The organism is Nocardia sp. NPDC004415 (assembly GCF_053602435.1).
The window spans coordinates 12,699-32,729 of the sequence record NZ_JBSGDP010000059.1 but is presented as its reverse complement, the minus strand read 5'-3'; the positions used below and the strand labels follow the sequence as shown (position 1 = coordinate 32,729).

Sequence of the window (20,031 nt, the reverse complement as noted above, 5' to 3'; positions counted from 1 at the left end):
CGCACGCGTCGCCGCGGCTCGCGCGGGCAACGATCGCGGGTGCTCAGGACGCGTGCGAGATCACTCCGACCGGGCCCGCGCCCACACACAGCGACTGGTCGGCGTCGAACGCGCGGACCCGCAGCGCCGATCCACCGCCCAACAGCCGCACGTAGACGGTGTTGAGGCCGCGGCGCACCTCGGCGGTCGTCTCGGTGTCACCGTCGAAGGACACCGCGATGCGGCCGTCGCGCTCGGCGAGGTAGTTGAGCTGGACGGTCCAGTCGCGGATCTGCATGGGCCCGTCCAGGGGCAGGACGGTGGATGTGGTGCCACGGACGCGATGCCCGCAGCCCGGCTCGGCCACGATGGCGCGGTTCCACCACACGTTCGCGTCGACGATCTCACCGGTGTCGGTGATCATCCGCAGTTCCGGTGTCCACAGGGCGAAGGTGGTCGGGGTGGCGAGCGGCGCGAAGACGTGGTCGGTCATGTTCTCGGGAAAAGCCAAGGGGTTCAGGACGTTCCAGGGGACTTCTTGCGGGAGCAGGGGTGCGTCGGCGGTGGGCAGGGAGGCGCGCACGCCGGTGACGTAGGTGCGGGCGGGGCTGGGTTCCCAGGCGTGGGTGAAGGTGACGGTGGAGTAGACGCTGCTCGCGAGGAAGAGGATCGTGGCGGCGATGGGCACGCGTCGCCCTCGGATCGCGGTTCGCCGCGGCACGGCGGCCGAACGCGGGGGCGTCATCGGGAGCAGGGCCAGGGCGATGGTGGCGACGACGGCGAAATCGGCGAAGTAGCGCAGGGATTGGAGCAGCAGGCCCGCGGTGCCGGGGCCGTCGCGGAGCAGGACGACCGGGGCGATGGTGACGACGGCGTAGGCGATGGTGGCGAGCCAGATCGGTACGACGCGGCGGCGGGTGCGGATCGTCCACGCGGCGAACAGGATCAGGGCGATCCAGGATGCGACGACCGCGAGCATCGGCGGGTCGGCCCACGGAGTCGCGGGCTGCCAGCGTTCCCAGCGCCACGGCCCACCGAACAGGCCGGGAACCAGCCCGTCGGAGAGTGCGCGACGCACCAGGATTACCGGGTGTTCCGGGCCGGACAGCCCGCGCGGGCGTTCGATCACCAGCAGGAAACACCCCGCCCAGGCCAGCAGCACCGCCCCGGCCGCGGTCCACAGCGCGGCACCGCGCCGGGCGACCTCGCGCACCGGCTCCCCCACCACCGACGCCGCCAGCACCGCCACCGCGAACGCGACCGGCAGCACCACCACCGACTTCTCGAACGACAGCAGCGCCAGCGCGAACACGAGCGCCCCCGAGACCGCGTACCGGCGGCGCCCGGTGCGCACCAGCAGCACCGCGTCGGCACTCACCCAGGCCAGCGCGATCTGGAGCGGCAGCGCGTTCACCGCGGCCGCCCACCAGGCGAAGGCGGGCACGGCGAGCGGGACGAACAGGAAGAACAGCAGCGGGCCGAGCAGTCGCACGCGCGGGCCGAGCAGCACCACGAGCAGCCGCAGGACTGCCAGCGAGGCCAGGGCTTGCAGCACGAGCAGGACCGCGGCCGCCAGCGTCCAGTCCAGCGGCGCCACGGTGGTGACGAGCCAGGTCAGGGCCAGCGCCAGCGGCATGACATGCCCGTCGTGGCTGGTGAACAGCAGTTCCGATGACCACAGCGGCTGGCTGCTCACCCGGCCGATCAGCAGGTAGTCGTCCCAGTAGAAGAAGCCGGAAGCCGCCACCCAGCCGCGCAACACCAGCTGCGCGAGGATCGCCGTCACCGCGACGATCAGGACCGTCCGGGCGGTCGGGGTGGGCCGCCACGATCGCGGCGAGTCCTCCGGACGGGGTGGCGAGTCGAGCAGCGGCGCGGACGTCACGTCTCTCGAGGCTAGACCGATGTGGGCGAGGCGGCCATCACCACCGGTCCCAGCGAGCCGGAATCGGGGCTGTGCTCGGTGACAGCGGGCGGGGCGGAGCACCGGCGTGGTGTGGATGTCCGTGGCGAGACGCAGGGCGCTGACGTGGCATGAGCGTGCGCGCCGGTGCGGCGGTGCGGCGGGACGGCGGGACGGCGGGACGGCCGGGCGGCCGGGCGGCGGGACGGCCAGGCGGCGGGGCGGCGGGACGGCCAGGCGGCCGGGCGGCGGGGCGGCGGGACGGCCAGGCGGCCGGGCGGCGGGACGGCCAGGCGGCCAGGCGGCGGGACGGCGGGACGGCCAGGCGGCGTCGCCCGGCCGGACTCACGGCGTCGGCGGGACGTGCTGCCGGCTAACGGGGTGCGGCGTGTAGATCGGCGTGGGCGCCGACGGTGGCGTCGAGGGCGGCCAGGCACAGGGCGAGGTTGTCGGCAGGCGTGATGGTCTGGTCCACCAGGCCGGCCAAGGTCGTCTCACGGACGAAGGCCACCCAGCCGGCGAAAGCGGCCTCGGCCAGTTTCCGGCTGTGCCCGGTGGTGCCGGCGGCGTCGAGGATGGTCGCGCACAGGGTGCGGAAGGTGGCGTCGATCGGCGCGCGCACGACCGGTGATCCCGCGATCGAGCTGCGATTGGCGATCAGGACGAGCGGCAGGTTGCGGGCGTAGAAGTCGAGGTAGGCGGTCAGGGTGGCGACCACGCCTTCGCGCACGGTCGCGGCGGTGCGCAGCGGGGCCCCGGCGCGCAGGGTGTCGTGGGCGCGCTGCCAGAGGGCGGCGAAGAAGTCGGCCTTGGTCGGGAAGTAGTGGTACAGCAGGGCCCTGGTCACCTGGGCGCGCGCGGCGATCTGCTCCATCGACACCTCGTCGAACGGCTGCTCACCGAACAGCTGCGCGCCGACGTCGAGCAGCTGCGCACGGCGCGCGTCCGGGGTCATGCGGCGGGGCGGCATCGAGCCCAGTGTAGGTCTTGTGCCCGCCGCCGCCGGGCGGCTACCGTGGACGTTATTCAACATGTGTCAAACAAGGGGGCACGAATGCGCGTCTTCCAGCTCTGGCTCCGGGTGTTCGGCGTCGTCGTGATCGGCATAGCGCTGGCCCACCTGCTCTTCGGCCAGCCCACCTACTTCGGTGGCGGCGAGGTCAACGCCACCATGGAATCCGACCTGCGCTTCTACAACATCCTGTTCGCCGCCTACGGCGCGGCCTTCCTCTGGACCGCGAACGACATCATCGCCCGCGCCAGAGCGATCGACCTCCTCAGCGCCCTGTTCTTCCTCGGCGGCCTCGCCCGCCTCCTCGCCTGGGCGGTCACCGGCCCACCCCACTGGTTCTACATCCTGATGATCCCCGTAGAACTCCTCATCCCCATCGCCCACACCCTCCTCATCCGCCACTTCGAACGCACCACCACCCTCGCCCTGACGTAAGAGCGGGCGCGCGGCGAAATCGCCGGAAAGGAGAGGAAGTTGGACGACTACCTCGCTGTCACCGACCTCTGTCAAAGGCTCGCGGGGAGAATGTCCGACGATCCGCTTGCCGTAATTCGAGGCCAATATGCCGCGGGAGAGTTCCAAATCGGAGAGTCGACATTGGTTCTCGGCCTACTCGACGAGGATCTGGGAATCACCCAGGAGGAGCGCGATGTCCTTCTGGCGCTTGTCGACGATGCGAACAGAAGCGATCTCGAGGATGTCGCATCGATCGACCGTCTTCCACCGCTGAGATTCAGGTTTCATGCAGAATCCCCGCGCGCCGCGTGTACGCCGTTTTCGGTGGATAGCCTGGTGATTTCAGAAGCGGTCAGGCACGAGGCGACGCGGCTGTTCCGGGCGTGGCGCACACCTGTGGATGAGGAAGCCGGCGACTCCACCTGGATCTACGTATTGGAGGTAGCGGCCGGTACCGATCAGCTGGACGCGTTCTCCGGAGTCGATTTTTCTCTGTCGATGAACGGGACAGCGTGGTCGACAGAGGTGGTAGAACAGGGCGCGGCGTTGCACCCTTACCGCTCCGCGGCACTGGCCGGAGGTACGGAGATATGGCGCGCATGTAGGTGAGGCGGCCCCTGTCAGCCGAGGCAGCCCGGGCCCAGGAGGGCTTTGAGGTCGCCCATGAGGGCGGAGGACGGGGAGACTCGCCAGGCGTCGTCCAACTTCAGGAGGGTGGTTTTCTCGCGGGCGCCCACGTGGCGGACGTGGACATCCGAGGTGCCGGGGTGGCGGGACAGGACCTTTTTGAGTTCGCCGATCTTGTCGGGGGTGCACATGCGGGTGGTCATGACGACGGCGACCGGTTTGGCGACGCCGATCGCTGACAGATCGGGCACCACCAGGTCGTTGGCGATCAGGGAGATGCGGTCGTCGCGGACCGAGACGCGGGCCTTGACCAGCACCACGGCGTCCTCGACGACATCCATGCCGTAGACCGAGTACGACTGCGGGAAGAACAGCACCTCCACCCCACCGGTGAGGTCCTCGAGCTGGGCCGAGGCCCAGGCCAGGCCGTTCTTGTTGATCCGGCGGTTCACCGAGGCCAGGATGCCGCCGATGGTGACCTGCGCGCCGTCCTTGACATCGCCTTCCAGGATCGCCGGGATCGGCGTGTCCACCTGCGCGGCCAGGACGTGCTCGACACCGTTGAGTGGGTGCCCGGAGACGTAGAGGCCCAGCATCTCCCGTTCGAGGGCGAGCTTGTGCTTGGTCTCCCATTCCTCGTCGGGGACCCGCACATTGAAGACCGAGGCCACCGAGTCGTCGCCGTCGTCCAGGCCGCCGAACAGGTCGAACTGACCGATCGCCTCGGCCTTCTTGGTCGACATGACCGCGTCGATCGCATCGGAGTGGATCAGCAGCAGGCCCTTGCGCGGGTGCCCGAGGGAGTCGAAACCGCCTGCCTTGATGAGCGATTCGGTGACCTTCTTGGAGCAGGCGATCGCGTCGATCTTGTTCAGGTAGTCGGAGAAATCGGTGAACTTCGACTTCTCCCTGCGCGCGGCGATGATCGAGGACACCACGTTGGCGCCGACATTGCGCACCGCGCCCAGACCGAAGCGGATGTCGGTGCCGACCGAGGCGAAGTTCTGCTCGGACTCGTTGACATCCGGCGGCAGCACCGTGATGCCCATCTTGCGGCAGTCCGACAGATAGATGGCGGCCTTGTCCTTGTCGTCACCGACGGAGGTGAGCAGACCGGCCATGTACTCGGCGGGATAGTTGGCCTTGAGGTAGGCGGTCCAGAAGGAGACGAGACCGTAGCCGGCGGCGTGCGATTTGTTGAACGCGTAACCGGCGAAGGGGAGGATCGTGTCCCACAGTGCCTTGATGGCGGGCTCGGAGAAATCGTTCTTCAGCATGCCTTCGCGGAAGCCCGCGTAGGCCTCCTCCAGCACCGAGAGCTTCTTCTTACCCATGGCGCGGCGCAGGATGTCGGCCTGGCCGAGTGAGTACCCGGCGACCTTCTGCGCGATCTGCATGATCTGTTCCTGATAGACGATCAGGCCGAAGGTGTCGGCGAGGATCTCTTTCAGTGGCTCTTCGAGTTCGGGGTGGATCGGTTTGACTTCTTGGCGCCCGTTCTTGCGGTCGGCGTAGTCATTGTGGGCGTTCATGCCCATCGGGCCGGGGCGGTACAGCGCGAGCACGGCGACGATGTCCTCGAAGCCGGTGGGCTGCATGCGGCGCAGCAGGTCGCGCATGGCGCTGCCGTCGAGCTGGAACACGCCCAGGGTGTCGCCGCGGGCGAGCAGTTCGTAGGTGGCCGGGTCGTTGAGCGGCAGATGATCCATGTCCAGATCGATGCCGCGGTTGGCCTTGATGTTCTCCAGCGCGTCACCGATGACGGTGAGGTTGCGCAGACCCAGGAAGTCCATCTTCAGCAGGCCGATGGCCTCGCACGACGGGTAGTCCCAGCCGGTGATGATCGCGCCGTCCTGCGCGCGCTTCCACACCGGGATCGCGTCGGTCAGCGGCTCCGAGGACATGATGACCGCGCAGGCGTGCACGCCCGCGTTGCGGATCAGCCCTTCCAGGCCCTTGGCCGTCTCGTAGATCTTGGCGATGTCGGGATTGGAGCCGATCAGTTCACGGACCTCGGCGGCTTCCTTGTACCGCTCGTGCTCGGGATCGGTGATGCCCGAGACCGAGATGTCCTTGGCCATGATCGGCGGCGGCAGCGCCTTGGAGATCTGGTCGGCGATGGCGAAACCGGGCTGGCCGAACAGCACTCGCGCGGAGTCCTTGATCGCGGCCTTGGTCTTGATGGTGCCGAAGGTGATCACCTGCGCGACCCGGTCGCTGCCCCACTTGTCGGTGGCGTAGCGGACCATCTCACCGCGGCGGCGATCGTCGAAGTCGATATCGATATCGGGCATCGACACGCGCTCGGGGTTGAGGAACCGCTCGAAGAGCAGACCGTGCGGGATCGGATCGATATTGGTGATACCCATGGCGTAGGCGACCAGCGAACCGGCGGCCGAACCACGACCGGGACCCACCCGGATACCGACGTCGAGGGCGTGGCGGATCAGGTCACCGACGACGAGGAAGTAGGCGGGGAAACCCATCTCGCAGATGACGCCGAGTTCGTAGTCGGCGCGGGCGAGGTACTCCTGTGGCGGGCCGTCGGGGAAACGGCGGTCCAGGCCGTCGAGGACTTCCTTGCGCAGCCAGGTGGCCTGGGTGTGGCCCTCGGGCACGGGGAAGATCGGCATCCGGTCGCGGTGGGCCCACACGTCGTCGTAGGACTGCACGCGCTCGCCGATGCGCTCGGTGTTGTCGCACGCGCCGGGGACTTCGGCGTCCCAGATGGCGCGCATCTCCGCGGCGGACTTGAGGTAGTAGCCGTCACCGTCGAACTTGAAACGGGTGGGGTCCGACAGCGTCTTGCCGGTCTGGATGCACAGCAGCGCTTCGTGATTGGTCGACTGGTCCTTGGTGACGTAATGGCAGTCGTTGGTGGCGATCGGCGGGATGTCGAGCTGGTGGCTGATCGAGATCAGGCCCTCGCGGACCCGGCGCTCGATGGACAGACCGTGGTCCATCACCTCGAGGAAGAAGTTCTCCTTGCCGAAGATCTCCTGCCACTTCGCGGCGGCCTCGAGGGCTTCGCGTTCGTGGCCCAGGCGCAGACGGGTCTGCACCTCACCTGAAGGGCAGCCGGTGGTGGCGATGATGCCCTCGGCGTGCTGGGCGATGATCTCCTCGTCCATGCGCGCCCACTTGCCCAGCTGACCCTCGATGGAGGCCAGGCTCGACAGCTTGAACAGGTTGCGCAGACCGGTCGCGTTCTCGGCGACCATGGTCATGTGGGTGTAGGCACCCGAACCCGACACGTCGTCGCTCTTCTGACCGGGATCGCCCCACTGCACGCGCTTGGTGTTGAACCGCGACTCGGGCGCGATGTAGGCCTCGATCCCGATGATCGGCTTGATCCCGGCCTTCTTCGCCGAGTTGTAGAACTCGCTGGCGCCGTACATGTTGCCGTGGTCGGTCATGCCGACGGCGGTCATCCCCAACCGCTCCGCCTCCGCGAACAACGGCGTGATCTTCGCCGCCCCATCGAGCATGGAGTACTCGGTGTGGTTGTGCAGGTGAACGAACGATCCGGACGGAGCCAAGACGGTCCTTCCTCCCAGGGTGTCGACGGGGGTTGGCCTTGGCATTCTAGGCATGGGGGTCCGACAGGTTCCGCCAGCCACGCGTCGGCCTCGACTGCCGCCTCGGCGTGGTCCGGCGTGTCGTGGTGAACATCACCGGCGAGTCCTCGGTGTCGTCCGATTTCCGCTATCGGTCGGGCGTCCACCCGCGCGCGGCGAGCGGCGATAATCGGCGGATGTCCGCGCAGCAGGAACGGGTTCGCCCCGCAGGGTCGACGACGGGCGTGCGCTGTCACGCGACGACGGCCACCGGGAACGCGCGATGACGACGACGCTGGTCGTGCTGGTGTGCGTGGCGCTCGTGGCCGGCGCGGCGTGGATGCTCTGGCGGCGCACGCAGCGGGTGGTGACGACGCCGGCGCAGCGGGCGGTGCATCAGGCGTTGCATACCGCGTCGCTGGCGGCGGTGCCGTTGCGGCGGGGGTTGACCGGGGAGGCGGCGGAGGCGGCGGCGCCGCATCTGCGGGTGCTGGCGGGGGCCGAGGCGCTGGGGGTGGCCGATTCGGAGGGGGCCTTGCTGGCGTGGGACGGGCCCGGCACGGCGATGGCGGCCGCGTTCGGGGAGGCGGCCCGGCGGGCGATGGCGGAGCAGCGGGCAGTGCTGATCACCGGTGACGAACACTGTCTGATCGCGCAGCCGCTGCTGATCGACGCGGGCGCGGCGGTGGGGGCGCTGGGGATGGTGACCGCGGGAAAGCCGGGGCCGGGGATGCTGGGGGCGGCGGGTGAGGTGGCGCGCTACGCGTGTGGGCAGTTGGAGCTGGCGGAACTGGACGCCTCGCGGACCCGGGTGGACCGGGCCGAGCTGCGGGCATTGCGGGCGCAGATCAGCCCGCATTTCATCTACAACGCGCTCAACACGATCGCCTCGTTCGTGCGGACCGATCCCGACCGGGCCAGGGAGCTGATTCTCGAATTCGCCGACTTCACGCGCTATTCCTTCCGCGCCACGGGCGAATTCACGGTGCTCGCCGACGAACTGCGCAATATCGAGCGATACCTCGCGCTCGAACAGGCCCGTTTCGGTGACGCGCTGGACGTGCGCCTGCGCATCGCCCCGGAAGTGCTCGGTGTCGTCCTGCCGTTCCTGGCGCTGCAACCGCTGGTCGAGAACGCGGTGCGGCACGGTCTGGCCGGTGGCGGCCGGGGCGGGCAGCTCAGCATCGTGGCGAGCGACGCGGGCACCGACTGCCTGATCAGCGTCGAGGACGACGGCATCGGCATGGACCCCGACCTGCTGCGCTCGGGCGCCCTGGACGCCGTCGACACCGGCACCGGACCCGCCCGCACCGGCGAGGCGGCCCACGTCGGCCTAGCCAATGTCGACGACCGCCTGCGCGCGGCGTTCGGCAACGACTACGGCCTGGTCGTGGAGACCGCTCCCGGAGCGGGCACGAAGGTCAGCATGCGGGTGCCCAAGTTCCGTCCGGGCATCCGTGCCTGAGCCGCCCGCGGATCGCCGCGACCACGGACCCACCGGTTACCATGGACAGGTTGTGACCTGGAACACCACTGAATCCCCGACCGCGCTGCGGGTGCTCGCTGTCGACGACGAGAAGCCCGCGCTCGACGAGCTGGTGTATCTGCTGAGTACCCAGGCCGGAGTCGGGGAGATCCATCGGGCGGGTGAGGCGACGGGGGCCCTGCGGTTGTTGCGGGCGCATCCGATCGACGCGGTGTTCCTCGACATCGATATGCCGGGACTGACGGGGATGGAGCTGGCGGGAATCCTGTCGGAGTTCGCCGAGCCGCCCGCGGTGGTGTTCGTGACCGCGCACGATGATCACGCGGTGGCGGCGTTCGATCTGGGGGCGGTGGACTATCTGCTCAAGCCGCTGCGGGAGGCGCGGCTGGGTGCGGCGGTGCGCCGGATTCTGGCCGCGCGAGTCGCCCCGCCCGCCGCCGCGCCGCCGCCCGCGACCCACCCGAGCGAGGTCATCCCGGTGGAGCTCGGCGGGGTGACCACGCTGGTCCACCGGGCCGATGTCGCGTGGGTGGAGGCCGACGGCGACTACGCGCGGTTGCACACCGGAACGGGCTCGCATCTGGTGCGGATTCCGCTCTCGGCGCTCGAATCACGGTGGGAGGACGCCGGATTCCTGCGCGTGCACCGGTCCTACCTGGTGGCGTTGCGCCTGGTCACCGGGTTGCGCAGCGCGGGGACCGGCACCGTGGTGTGCCTGCGCGCCGAGGGCGCGGCCGGTGCGGTGGAGTTGCCGGTGAGCCGACGGCAGGTGCGCGAACTCAAGCAGCGGCTGGTACACGGCCCACGGCAGAACTGGACCCAACGGTGACGGGCCCGGTGCGCCGGGGCACGGCTGGTGCGCGAGCCCGCGTCCGATCGGCCGCGCCCGCGACGGGCCGGCAGCGGGCACGACGGTGACCGGCCCGCAACGGCCGCCGCGGGAACGGGTGGTGCTGGCCCAGCGGCGCGGTGCGCGGCAGGTCAGGACCCGGACCGAAGTGGTGGAGCAGACCGATCTCGGCGCGGCGCTGATCGGCGGGCTGATCCGGGCGCAACTGGGATTGGCGCTGCGCCTGAGCCTGGTGGTGGTCGCGGTGTTCGGATCGCTGCCGCTGCTGTTCGGGATCGACGCGATCGCCGCGGCGACCGTCGTCGGTATCCGGCTGCCCTGGATCGTGCTCGGCGCGCTCGCGTTCCCGGCGTTGTACGCGGTGGGCCGCCTGTATGTGCGCCTGGCGCAGCGCAATGAAGACGACTTCCTCGAACTGGCCGGGGACTGACGCGTGGACGCGCTCACCCTCGCGGCCCTGCTGCTGGCCGCGGTCGCCACCGTCGCGATCGGTGTGTACGGAGTTCGCCTGTCGCGCACCACCTCCGATTTCCTGGTCGCGTCCCGCACGGTCGGGTCGCGGTGGAATGCCGCGGCGATCTCCGGTGAATACCTGTCCGCCGCGTCGTTTCTCGGCGTCGCCGGGCTGATCGCCAAATACGGTGCCGACGCGCTCTGGTACCCGGTGGGGTTCACCGCCGGATACCTCGGCCTGCTGATGTTCGTCGCCGCTCCCCTGCGCCGTTCCGGCGCCTACACCGTGCCCGATTTCGCGGAGTTCCGGCTGGGCTCGATCCGGTTGCGGCGCATGGCCGCCGGGCTCGTCGTCGTGGTCTGCGCGGTGTATCTCATCCCGCAGTTCCAGGGCGCGGGGCTCACCCTGCACATCCTGCTCGGGGTGCCCGCCTGGGTCGGGGCGGTGGCGGTCGGGGCGATCGTGCTGGTCAATGTGATCGGCGGCGGGATGCGCTCGGTGACGCTGGTGCAAGCCTTCCAGTACTGGCTGAAACTGACCGCGGTGGCGGTGCCCGCGCTGGTGCTCGGTCTGCATTTCCTCGCCGACGAACGACCGGTCGGCACCCCGGCCCCGCCGACGGTGGACACGCGCACCACCGTCGACATCTCCACCGATGTCGTGGTGCACCTCGACATCGCGCAGCAGGTCACCGTCACCGGCACGGTGGACGGCCGCACCGCCGACGGGCCCGTCGTGCTCACACCCGGCGACCACACCCTCGCCGCGGGCACCGAACTGATCCTGGACGCGGGCGCGGCGGTGCCGGTGGTGGCCGGCGCGCCCGCCGACGGGGCGAGCTGGGTGGCGCCGGGCGGCGGTTTCGGCGGTGAACATCCGCGGTACCAGGTGTTCTCGCTGATCGTGGCGACCTTCCTCGGCACCATGGGCCTGCCGCACGTGCTGGTGCGCTTCTACACCAATCGGGACGGGCCCTCGGCGCGGCGGACGGCGCTGGCGGTGATCGGGCTGGTCGGCGTGTTCTATCTGTTCCCGGTGCTGCTGGGCGTTTTCGCGCGGCTCTATGTGCCGCAACTGCTGATCACCGGCGCCTCCGATGCCGCGGTGGTGCTGCTGCCGGGCGCGGTGCTCGGCGGACTCGGCGGGCAGCTGGTGGCCGCGCTGGCGGCCGCCGGAGCGATCGCGGCCTTCCTGTCGACCTCGTCGGGGCTGCTGGTGAGCCTGGCCGGGGTGCTCAGCACCGATGTGCTGCGCGGGCGGATCCGTGATTTCCGCGCGGCCGCGCTGGTCGCCGGATTGGTCCCGCTGACACTGGCGCTCACCGTCGCCTCCCTCGACCTGTCCCGCACGGTCGCGCTGGCCTTCTCGGTGGCCGCCTCCACGCTGTGTCCGCTGCTGGTGCTCGGCATCTGGTGGCGCGGGCTGACCGCGGCGGGCGCCGCGTGCGGGATGCTCGCCGGTGGCGTCACGGCGGGCGGGGCGACCGTGCTCGCGGTGCTGGGTGGGGTCTCCCCCACGCTGGCCGGTGGCTGGGCGTCCGCGATCGTCGACTACCCGGGCGCTGTGAGCGTACCGTTGGCTTTCGCGGTGACCGTGCTGGTGAGCCTGGCGACCAGGCGGCAGGACCCGCGCACCGTCGCCGGCGTCTTCGTCCGCATGCACGCCCCGGAACGGCTCGGCGTGAGCGCCGACCGGGAGCCGCGCACCGGCCCGCGCCGCTGACCGTTCGTCGCGCCGCAGCGACCGTTCACCGCACCGGCACCCACCTTCACCGAGTGACTCACGCCACATCGAGACGCGGTCACACCCGTCGTCCTACCGTCGTGACACGCACGACCCCCTCACGCTAGGACCCCGGCATGACCGACACCGACACCGAAGAAGCGCCCGACCGGCGCACGCCGAGTGCCGACGAATGGCTCGAAGTCCAGGCCAGCCCCCAGTTCCAGGATCTGCGGAACCGGCTGCGCCGCTTCGTCTTCCCGATGACCGCCCTGTTCCTGCTCTGGTACCTGAGCTATGTGCTGCTCGGTGCCTACGCGCACGACTTCATGTCCACCGAGGTCTTCGGCAACATCAATGTGGGACTGCTGCTCGGCCTCGGGCAGTTCGTCTCCACCTTCCTGATCACCGGGCTCTACGTCCGTTTCGCCAATCGTGAGCTGGATCCGCGCGCCGCGGCCATCCGCGAGTACCTCGAGGAGGGCCGCGCGTGAACATCCTCGCCGCGGAGACGACGGTGGGCAGCCCCGTCGCCAATATCGCCATTTTCGGGCTGTTCGTCGCGATCACCATGGTCGTGGTGATCCGGGCCAGCCGCAACAACGCCAGCGCCGCCGACTATTTCACCGGTGGACGCGGCTTCTCCGGCCCGCAGAACGGCATCGCCATCGCCGGTGACTATCTGTCGGCGGCCAGCTTCCTCGGCATCGCGGGCGCCATCGCCGTCTACGGCTACGACGGGTTCCTGTACTCCATCGGGTTCCTGGTGGCCTGGCTGGTGGCGCTGCTGCTGGTGGCCGAGATGCTGCGCAACACCGGCAAATTCACCATGGCCGACGTGCTCAGCTTCCGGCTGAAGGAGGGCCCGGTGCGCACCGCGGCCGCGCTGACCACGCTCACCGTGTCGCTGTTCTATCTGCTGGCGCAGATGGCGGGCGCGGGTGGCCTGGTGGCGCTGCTGCTCGATGTGTCCTCGCGGGCGGGGCAGTCGGTGGTGATCGCGATCGTCGGTGTGCTGATGATCGTCTACGTGCTCGTCGGCGGGATGAAGGGCACCACCTGGGTGCAGATCATCAAGGCGGTGCTGCTCATCGCGGGCGCCGCGCTCATGACGGTGCTGGTGCTGGCGAAGTTCGGCTTCAACTTCTCCGACATCCTCGGCGCCGCCCAGGAATCGGTGAGCGAGTCGGCCAACAAGGCGGTCGCCGCGCGCGATGTGCTCGCGCCCGGCGCGCAGTACGGCGGCAGCGACACCTCCAAGCTGAACTTCCTGTCGCTGGGTCTGGCCCTGGTGCTCGGCACCGCGGGTCTGCCGCATGTGCTGATGCGCTTCTACACCGTCCCGACGGCGAAGGAGGCGCGGCGCTCGGTGGTGTGGGCGATCAGCCTGATCGGCGCGTTCTACCTGTTCACCCTGGTGCTCGGGTACGGCGCGGCGGCCATCGTCGGCCCGGACAAGATCCTCGCCGCGGCGGGCGGGCAGAACTCGGCGGCGCCGCTGCTGGCCTTCGAGCTCGGTGGGGTGATCCTGCTGGGTGTGATCTCCGCGGTCGCCTTCGCCACGATCCTCGCGGTGGTGGCGGGCCTGACCATCACCGCCTCGGCGTCCTTCGCCCACGACATCTACGCCAGTGTCATCAAGAAGGGCGAGGTCGACGAGCGCAAGCAGGTGCGGGTCTCGCGGATCACCGCCGTGGTGATCGGGGTACTCGCGATCGGGCTTGGCATCCTGGCCAACGGCCAGAACATCGCGTTCCTGGTGGCGCTGGCGTTCGCGGTGGCGGCCGCGGCGAACCTGCCGACCATCCTGTACTCGCTGTTCTGGAAGCGGTTCAACACCACCGGCGCGCTGTGGTCGATGTACGGCGGCCTGATCTCGACCATCGTGCTCATCGTGTTCTCGCCCGCGGTGTCGGGCAGCAAGACCGCGATGATCTCCGGGGCCGATTTCGACTGGTTCCCGCTGTCGAACCCGGGCATCGTGTCCATTCCGCTGGCGTTCGCGCTCGGCATCGTCGGCACCTTCGTGGGTGGTCGTGGTGCGCCCGAGGACCCGGTCAAGGCGGCGGAGATGGAGGTCCGCGCGCTCACCGGAGTCGGTGCGGAGAAGGCGATCTCGCACTAGCTCCCGTGCCCGTGCCGGTGGTGCGCCACCGGCACGGGCTCTGTTCTGTCGTTCTCTTCCGAAGGAGTTTCTCGTGTCCGGCGCAGTAACCGATCCGACCCGGCCCGACCACGCGACCAGCTACCCGCCCACCGCGGACTTCACCGCGCGGGCCAATGCCGATGCCGCACTGTACGAGCGGGCCGGGACCGACCGTGACGGCTTCTGGGCCGAGCAGGCCGATCGGCTGCACTGGCACAAGCCCTTCACCCAGGTGCTCGACTGGAGCGACGCCCCCGTCGCCCGCTGGTTCGCCGACGGCGAGCTCAATGTCGCCTACAACTGCGTTGACCGCCACGTCATCGACGGGCACGGCGACCAGGTCGCGATCCATTGGGAAGGCGAACCGGGCGATTCGCGGGCGATCACCTATCGCGAGCTGCTCGACGAAGTGTGCCGCGCGGCCAATACTTTCGCGGCGCTCGGGCTGGTCGCGGGTGATCGGGTCGCCATCTACATGCCGATGGTGCCCGAGGCCATCGTGTCGATGCTGGCCTGCGCACGGCTCGGGCTCACCCACTCGGTGGTGTTCGCCGGATTCTCCCCCAGCGCGCTGCGTCAGCGGGTCGACGATGCGCAGGCGCGGCTGATCATCACCACCGACGGACAGTGGCGGCGCGGCAGGCCCGCCCCGCTCAAGGATGCCGTGGACGAAGCCCTCGGCACCGATCCGACGAGTGTCGAGCACGTGCTCGTGGTGCGCCGCACGGGTCTGGAGGTGCCGTGGACCGAGGTCCGTGACCTCTGGTGGGACGAAACCGTCTCCGTCGCTTCGCCTTCCCACCAAGCACAAGCATTCCCCGCCGAACACCCCCTGTTCATCCTCTACACCTCCGGCACCACCGGAAAACCCAAAGGCATCCTCCACACCACCGGCGGCTACCTCACCCAAACCGCCTACACCCACCACAACGTCTTCGACCACACACCAGGCACCGACGTCTACTGGTGCACCGCCGACATCGGCTGGGTCACCGGACACAGCTACATCGTCTACGGACCACTGGCCAACCGCACCACCCAAGTCGTCTACGAAGGCACCCCCAACTCCCCCAACGAACACCGCCACTTCGAGATCATCGAAAAATACGGCGTCACCATCTACTACACCGCGCCCACGCTGATCCGCACCTTCATGAAGTGGGGACGCGAGATCCCCGACGCCCACGACCTCACGTCGCTGCGGGTCCTGGGATCAGTCGGCGAACCGATCAATCCGGAAGCCTGGCGCTGGTACCGCAGCGTCATCGGGGCCGACAAGACCCCCGTGGTCGACACCTGGTGGCAGACCGAGACCGGCGCCATCATGATCTCGCCGCTGCCCGGTGTCACCGCGACCAAGCCCGGCGCGGCCATGCGCCCCCTGCCCGGGATCTCGGCGAAGGTCGTCGACGACGACGGCACACCCCTGGGCAACGACGAATCCGGACTGCTCGTGCTGACCGAACCGTGGCCGTCGATGCTGCGCGGCATCTGGAACGACATGGACCGCTACCGCGAAACCTATTGGCAGCGCTTCGCTTCCGCGGGCTGGTACTTCGCCGGTGACGGCGCCAAACTCGACGCCGACGGTGACCTGTGGGTGCTCGGCCGCGTCGACGACGTCATGAACGTCTCCGGGCACCGCATCTCCACCGCCGAGGTCGAATCGGCGCTCGTGGGCCATCCGGCCGTCGCCGAGGCCGCTGTGGTCGGTGCCGCCGATGCCACCACCGGGCAGGGCATCGTCGCCTTCGTCATCCTCACCGGCACGGGCATCCCCGGCGACGATCTGGTGGCCGAGCTCAAAGCCGCCGTCTCGCTGGAGATCAGCCCGATCGCGCGACCCCGCGAGATCCATCTGGTGCCGGAACTACCCAAGACGCGCAGCGGCAAGATCATGCGCCGCCTGCTGCGCGATGTGGCCGAGGGACGCGAACTCGGCGACACCTCGACCCTGGTCGACCCGACCGTTTTCGAGGCGATCGCCAAGGCATGACCGACCCGGCCGCCGACACCGGGCATGCTGTGACGGTGGAAATGCCAATGTTCCCGCTCGGCGCGGTCCTGCTGCCCGGCGAGCCGTTGTCCCTGCAGATCTTCGAGCCGCGCTATGTGGCGCTCATCGAGGACTGCCTCGATGGACGCCGGGAACCGGAATTCGGGGTGGTCCTCATCGCCCGTGGGCACGAGGTCGGCGGCGGTGACGTGCGCACCGATGTCGGCGTGCTGGCCCAGATCACCGACGTGGTGCAGCTCCCGGGTTCGCGGTTCCGGCTGCGCTGCCAGGGTGCCGACCGTATCCGGGTCACCGACTGGCTGACCGACGCGCCCTACCCCCGCGCGGAGGTCGAACGGTGGCCCGACGGTGCCGCCACCGACGACGCCGACCTGCTCGCGGGGGTGCGCGAACGCGCCGACCGGCTGCACGAGCTCACCGCCCGCCTGGCCCGCAAGTCCGGCATCCGAAGGCCACCGCCCTCGGCCTCGCTCGACGGTCTGTCCGCCGACCCGAGCGCGCGGTCCTTCGAACTGGCCGCGCGCCTGCCGATCGGCCAGACCGACCGGCAGGCGGCCCTGGCCGCACCGGACCCGCGGGCCCGGCTGGACACCCTGATCACCGCGATGGACGACGCCATCGCCGTCATGGAGTTCCGGCTGCTCTGAGGCTCAGCCCGCGGCGTCCATCATCTGCGCCATGCGCCGGTCCATCTCCTCCGGCGAGACGTCCTCGATGTGGGTGGCCACCGTCCAGCGATGACCCCACGGGTCCTCGAAGGCACCGCTGCGGTCGCCGTAGAACTGGTCGGTCATGGGATTGATCTCGGTGGCGCCCGCCTGGAGGGCCGCGGCGAAGGCGGCGTCGGCATCGGGGACGTAGACCATCAGGTTCACCGGTGAACCGCCGACCTGTTTCGGATCGGGGAAGCCGATGTCGGGTGCCGGGTCGCCGACCATGAGCACCGAGTCGCCGACGAGCAGTTCGCAGTGCGCGACGGTGCCGCCGGGACCGGGCATGCGCATGCGCTCGGTGGCGCCGAATATCGCGGTGTAGAAATCGATCGCGGCCGCGGCGCCCGCGCACGAGAGACCGGGACAGATTCGCGGATAGCCAGCGGGAATGGGGTCGACGTCAGACATCGGGTACCTCCGGGTCGAGGGTGATGCTCGGACCGTTCGAGCCTATTCCCCCGCCATCGCCGGGGAAAGCCCTCGCGGCCCGAGGTCTTCCGGCGGGCCGCGAACACTGGTAGAACTTGTTTCAGTTTCATTGTCTGACGGAGGGCGGGACATGCGCTACGGGCTCGTGTTGTTCACCAGTGACCGGGGCATCACGCCCGCCGACGCCGCGCTGGCCGCGGAGAACGCCGGTTTCGATTCGTTCTATGTGCCCGAGCACACCCACATCCCCGTGGTGCGCGCGGCCGCGCATCCCCAGACCGGCGATTCCTCGCTCCCCGACGACCGCTACCTGCGCACCCTCGACCCCTGGGTGGCACTGGCGACCGCGGCCGCGGTGACCGAGCGGATCACGCTGTCGACGGCGGTCGCGCTGCCCGCCGAGCACCACCCGATCACCCTGGCCAAGACCATCGCCTCCCTCGACCACCTCTCCGGCGGCCGGGTGGAGCTGGGGGTCGGATTCGGCTGGAACACCGACGAACTCACCCACCATGGCGTGCCGCCGAAGAAGCGGCGCACGGTACTCGCCGAGAACCTGGCCGCCATGCGCGCGCTGTGGTCGCAGGAGGAGGCCGAATACGACGGGGAGTTCGTGCGGTTCGGGCCGAGCTGGTCGTGGCCCAAGCCGGTGCGCGCCGGGGTGCCGGTGCTGCTGGGCGCGGGCGGCACCGAGAAGAGCTTCGGCTGGCTGGCCCAGCACGCCGACGGTTGGATCACCACCCCGACCGAGGGTGAGCTGGGCGAGAAGATCGCCCTGCTGCACCGTGTCTGGGCCGAGGCGGGCCGCGAGGGCACCCCGCGGGTGATCGCGCTGGCCGGGCGCCACAATGCCGAACAGCTCGAGCAGTGGGCGGCGGCCGGAGTCACCGAGACGGTGTTCGGGTTGCCCGACAAGGCCGCCGACGAGGTGCGCGGCTACATCGGACATCTCGGCAGCAAGCTGGTTCCGGCCGCCGCGCGCTGAGTCGCTCTCAGGCGCGGAGTTTGCGCACCTGAGCGGCGGTGAGGTCGGCCAGGACACCCGGGTCGACCTCTTCCGGGGCGGTGACCACGAGCTGAACCAGGGTGTTGCCCACCTGCACCAGCGAGGTCGCCGAGGTGAGGGTGAGGCCGTCGCTGGTGGCGGTCAGGGTGAAGGCCGAACTCGCGTCGCCCGCGGGCGGCTGGGTGAGCGGGGCGGTGCGGTAGTCGATCCGCACGCCCGCGTCGTCACCGGTGTAGGTGGCGCAGCGGCGGAATTGTGCCTGCAGGGCCTCGAAGGCCGGGGTGAGGGCGGTGTCGGGGTAGCTCGCGGCGTCGACGTCGATGGTCGCGAAGCTCGGGCCCGCGAACTGCACCGAGGCGTCGGCCGAGGAACCGGGCCACTGGGTGGCGATCGGGGTGAGCAGGCGGGCGCAGTCGGCCGGGTCGGTGAGGGCGCCCGGGGGCACGGCGGCCTCGTCGCGGTTGTCGCGCGGCGAGACCACGGCGAAGGAGCCGGGCAGATCGGTCGCCGCGAGCAGCGCGGCCGACAACCGCGCCGGGTCCGTGATCGGGGTGCCCGAGCCGGGCGCGGCCGACACGGCCGCCGGGAACTCGGCGGGTTCGTCGTCGGCGCCGCAGGCGGCCACGCCGGTCAGCGCGGCGCACGCCGACGCGGCCGCGCTCGCGCGCAGCAGAGCCGACCGCATCATTCGGTCCAGGAGACGCGCGTGGACTGCGTCTGCACCAGCGTGCTGACACTGCGCTCGTCGCGGTAGGTCTGCTGACCGCCGACCTCGATCGCGCCCGACACCGGCAGCGGCAGGCCCAGATCCACCGTGATGGTGCCCGTGCCCTCCATCACGTAACCGGCGATGTCGAGGGCGCCCGCGTCGTTGGGCAGCATCCAGACCGTGTCGGTGGGGGTCTGGCTCACCTGCAGGTCGATGGTGAGCCGGTCGCCCTCGCGGGCCACCAGGGTGGCGGTGGTGATCTGGTCGAGGGTCACCCCGCCGGTGATCTCCTGGTGCACGGTCCACACCGCGCCCACGCCCACCGGCTCGTCCGGGAACGCGATCGAGCGGTAGACCGCCTGGTAGAAGGCCTGTTCCAGGGCGGCACGCGCGGAGTTGGGGGTCTCCGGGGAGGGGGCCATGCGCAGTTCGGTGATGGCGCCCAGATCGCTCATCGCCAGCCCGGCGTGCGAACCGTCGGCCGCGGTGAACGCCTTGTTCAGTGCCGGGTCGGGGGTGGTGACCGTGCCGACGGTCAGGTCGACGCCGTCGGGTCCGGCCACCGCGGTCATCGGGATGGTCAGCGCGGCGGGCGAGAAATCGCGCGTCGGCTGATCGTTGACCTGCTGCTGGATCTGATAGTCGGTGCACAGCGTCACCTGCTGGGTGGTGCCGCGCGCGTAGCTCGGCCGCAGCTGGGCCCGCGGTTCCTCACCCGGCGAGACCAGCGAGGTGACCGGCGCCGAGATCGGCACCGTCACTTCCTTGCCGAGCATCCCCAGCGGCTCGGTGCCCTCGGCCTCGGCGGGCGCGGAGGACCGGTCGGCACACCCGGCACCGAAGGTCGCGAACCCGAGTACGAGCGCCACGAGCAACACCCCGGGCCGCGCGATGCGGGGTGAGCGAGGACCAGACAACACCGTCACAGCCATCAGCGTACGACCGGTTCCTGAGTAACACCTGGG

Annotated in this window: 17 protein-coding genes; 11 read left to right on the top strand and 6 right to left on the bottom strand. The window is 69.9% G+C overall.

Annotation, left to right across the window (positions count from 1 at the left end):
- Positions 1-43 precede the first annotated feature (43 nt).
- Entirely contained in the window at positions 44-1,864 is a 1,821-nt protein-coding gene (locus tag ACWEMY_RS23520; RefSeq protein WP_452391761.1) for a hypothetical protein, read from the bottom strand.
- 391 nt (positions 1,865-2,255) lie between these two features.
- A complete protein-coding gene (locus tag ACWEMY_RS23515) occupies positions 2,256-2,852 on the bottom strand; it encodes a TetR/AcrR family transcriptional regulator (RefSeq protein ID WP_452391760.1) in 597 nt (198 codons plus the stop codon).
- An 84-nt stretch (positions 2,853-2,936) separates the two neighbouring features.
- On the opposite strand from ACWEMY_RS23515, the gene ACWEMY_RS23510 reads away from it, so the two are divergent.
- Positions 2,937-3,329, top strand: coding sequence for a DUF4345 domain-containing protein (locus ACWEMY_RS23510; protein ID WP_452391759.1), 393 nt, complete (start codon positions 2,937-2,939; stop codon positions 3,327-3,329).
- Positions 3,330-3,368: 39 nt separating this feature from the next.
- A complete protein-coding gene (locus tag ACWEMY_RS23505; protein ID WP_452391758.1) occupies positions 3,369-3,959 on the top strand; it encodes a hypothetical protein in 591 nt (196 codons plus the stop codon).
- Between the two features lie 11 nt (positions 3,960-3,970).
- On the opposite strand, the gene dnaE is transcribed toward ACWEMY_RS23505, so the two are convergent.
- Positions 3,971-7,561 (bottom strand): DNA polymerase III subunit alpha, encoded by a 3,591-nt coding sequence (gene dnaE / locus ACWEMY_RS23500; RefSeq protein ID WP_452391757.1) that lies wholly within the window; start codon positions 7,559-7,561, stop codon positions 3,971-3,973.
- A gap of 256 nt (positions 7,562-7,817) precedes the next feature.
- Between dnaE and ACWEMY_RS23495 the strand changes: the two genes are divergently transcribed.
- The 8 genes from ACWEMY_RS23495 (at position 7,818) to ACWEMY_RS23460 (ending at position 16,856) form a co-directional block, all read left to right on the top strand.
- Positions 7,818-8,999 (top strand): sensor histidine kinase, encoded by a 1,182-nt coding sequence (locus ACWEMY_RS23495; protein ID WP_452391756.1) that lies wholly within the window; start codon positions 7,818-7,820, stop codon positions 8,997-8,999.
- Between the two features lie 52 nt (positions 9,000-9,051).
- Positions 9,052-9,849 (top strand): LytR/AlgR family response regulator transcription factor, encoded by a 798-nt coding sequence (locus ACWEMY_RS23490; RefSeq protein ID WP_452391755.1) that lies wholly within the window; start codon positions 9,052-9,054, stop codon positions 9,847-9,849.
- Positions 9,850-9,934: 85 nt separating this feature from the next.
- A complete protein-coding gene (locus tag ACWEMY_RS23485; protein WP_375937865.1) occupies positions 9,935-10,300 on the top strand; it encodes a hypothetical protein in 366 nt (121 codons plus the stop codon).
- Between the two features lie 3 nt (positions 10,301-10,303).
- On the top strand, positions 10,304-12,046 hold the full coding sequence (locus ACWEMY_RS23480) for a sodium/solute symporter (protein ID WP_452391754.1): 1,743 nt from the start codon (positions 10,304-10,306) through the stop codon (positions 12,044-12,046).
- A 137-nt stretch (positions 12,047-12,183) separates the two neighbouring features.
- Entirely contained in the window at positions 12,184-12,540 is a 357-nt protein-coding gene (locus ACWEMY_RS23475) for a DUF485 domain-containing protein (protein ID WP_452391753.1), read from the top strand.
- Positions 12,537-14,171 carry a solute symporter family protein gene (locus ACWEMY_RS23470; RefSeq protein WP_452391752.1) on the top strand — a complete coding sequence of 545 codons (1,635 nt, stop codon included), beginning with the start codon at positions 12,537-12,539 and terminating at the stop codon, positions 14,169-14,171. Before ACWEMY_RS23475 ends, ACWEMY_RS23470 begins: the two co-directional genes overlap by 4 nt.
- A 73-nt stretch (positions 14,172-14,244) precedes the next feature.
- Positions 14,245-16,188, top strand: coding sequence for an acetate--CoA ligase (gene acs / locus ACWEMY_RS23465; protein ID WP_452391751.1), 1,944 nt, complete (start codon positions 14,245-14,247; stop codon positions 16,186-16,188).
- 41 nt (positions 16,189-16,229) lie between these two features.
- Entirely contained in the window at positions 16,230-16,856 is a 627-nt protein-coding gene (locus ACWEMY_RS23460; RefSeq protein ID WP_452391766.1) for an LON peptidase substrate-binding domain-containing protein, read from the top strand.
- Between the two features lie 3 nt (positions 16,857-16,859).
- Here the strand turns inward: ACWEMY_RS23460 and ACWEMY_RS23455 are convergent, their stop codons facing one another.
- A complete protein-coding gene (locus tag ACWEMY_RS23455; RefSeq protein WP_375937850.1) occupies positions 16,860-17,330 on the bottom strand; it encodes a VOC family protein in 471 nt (156 codons plus the stop codon).
- 151 nt (positions 17,331-17,481) lie between these two features.
- Here ACWEMY_RS23455 and ACWEMY_RS23450 point away from each other — a divergent pair, with 151 nt between their 5' ends.
- Positions 17,482-18,336, top strand: coding sequence for a TIGR03619 family F420-dependent LLM class oxidoreductase (locus ACWEMY_RS23450; protein WP_452391750.1), 855 nt, complete (start codon positions 17,482-17,484; stop codon positions 18,334-18,336).
- A 7-nt stretch (positions 18,337-18,343) separates the two neighbouring features.
- Here ACWEMY_RS23450 and ACWEMY_RS23445 read toward each other — a convergent pair whose 3' ends face one another.
- Positions 18,344-19,045, bottom strand: coding sequence for a hypothetical protein (locus tag ACWEMY_RS23445; RefSeq protein WP_452391749.1), 702 nt, complete (start codon positions 19,043-19,045; stop codon positions 18,344-18,346).
- Positions 19,042-19,998: a hypothetical protein gene (locus tag ACWEMY_RS23440; RefSeq protein ID WP_375937841.1), complete on the bottom strand. Its 957-nt coding sequence runs from the start codon at positions 19,996-19,998 to the stop codon at positions 19,042-19,044. The genes ACWEMY_RS23445 and ACWEMY_RS23440 overlap by 4 nt, the downstream gene beginning before the upstream one ends.
- Between the last annotated feature and the right edge of the window lie 33 nt (positions 19,999-20,031).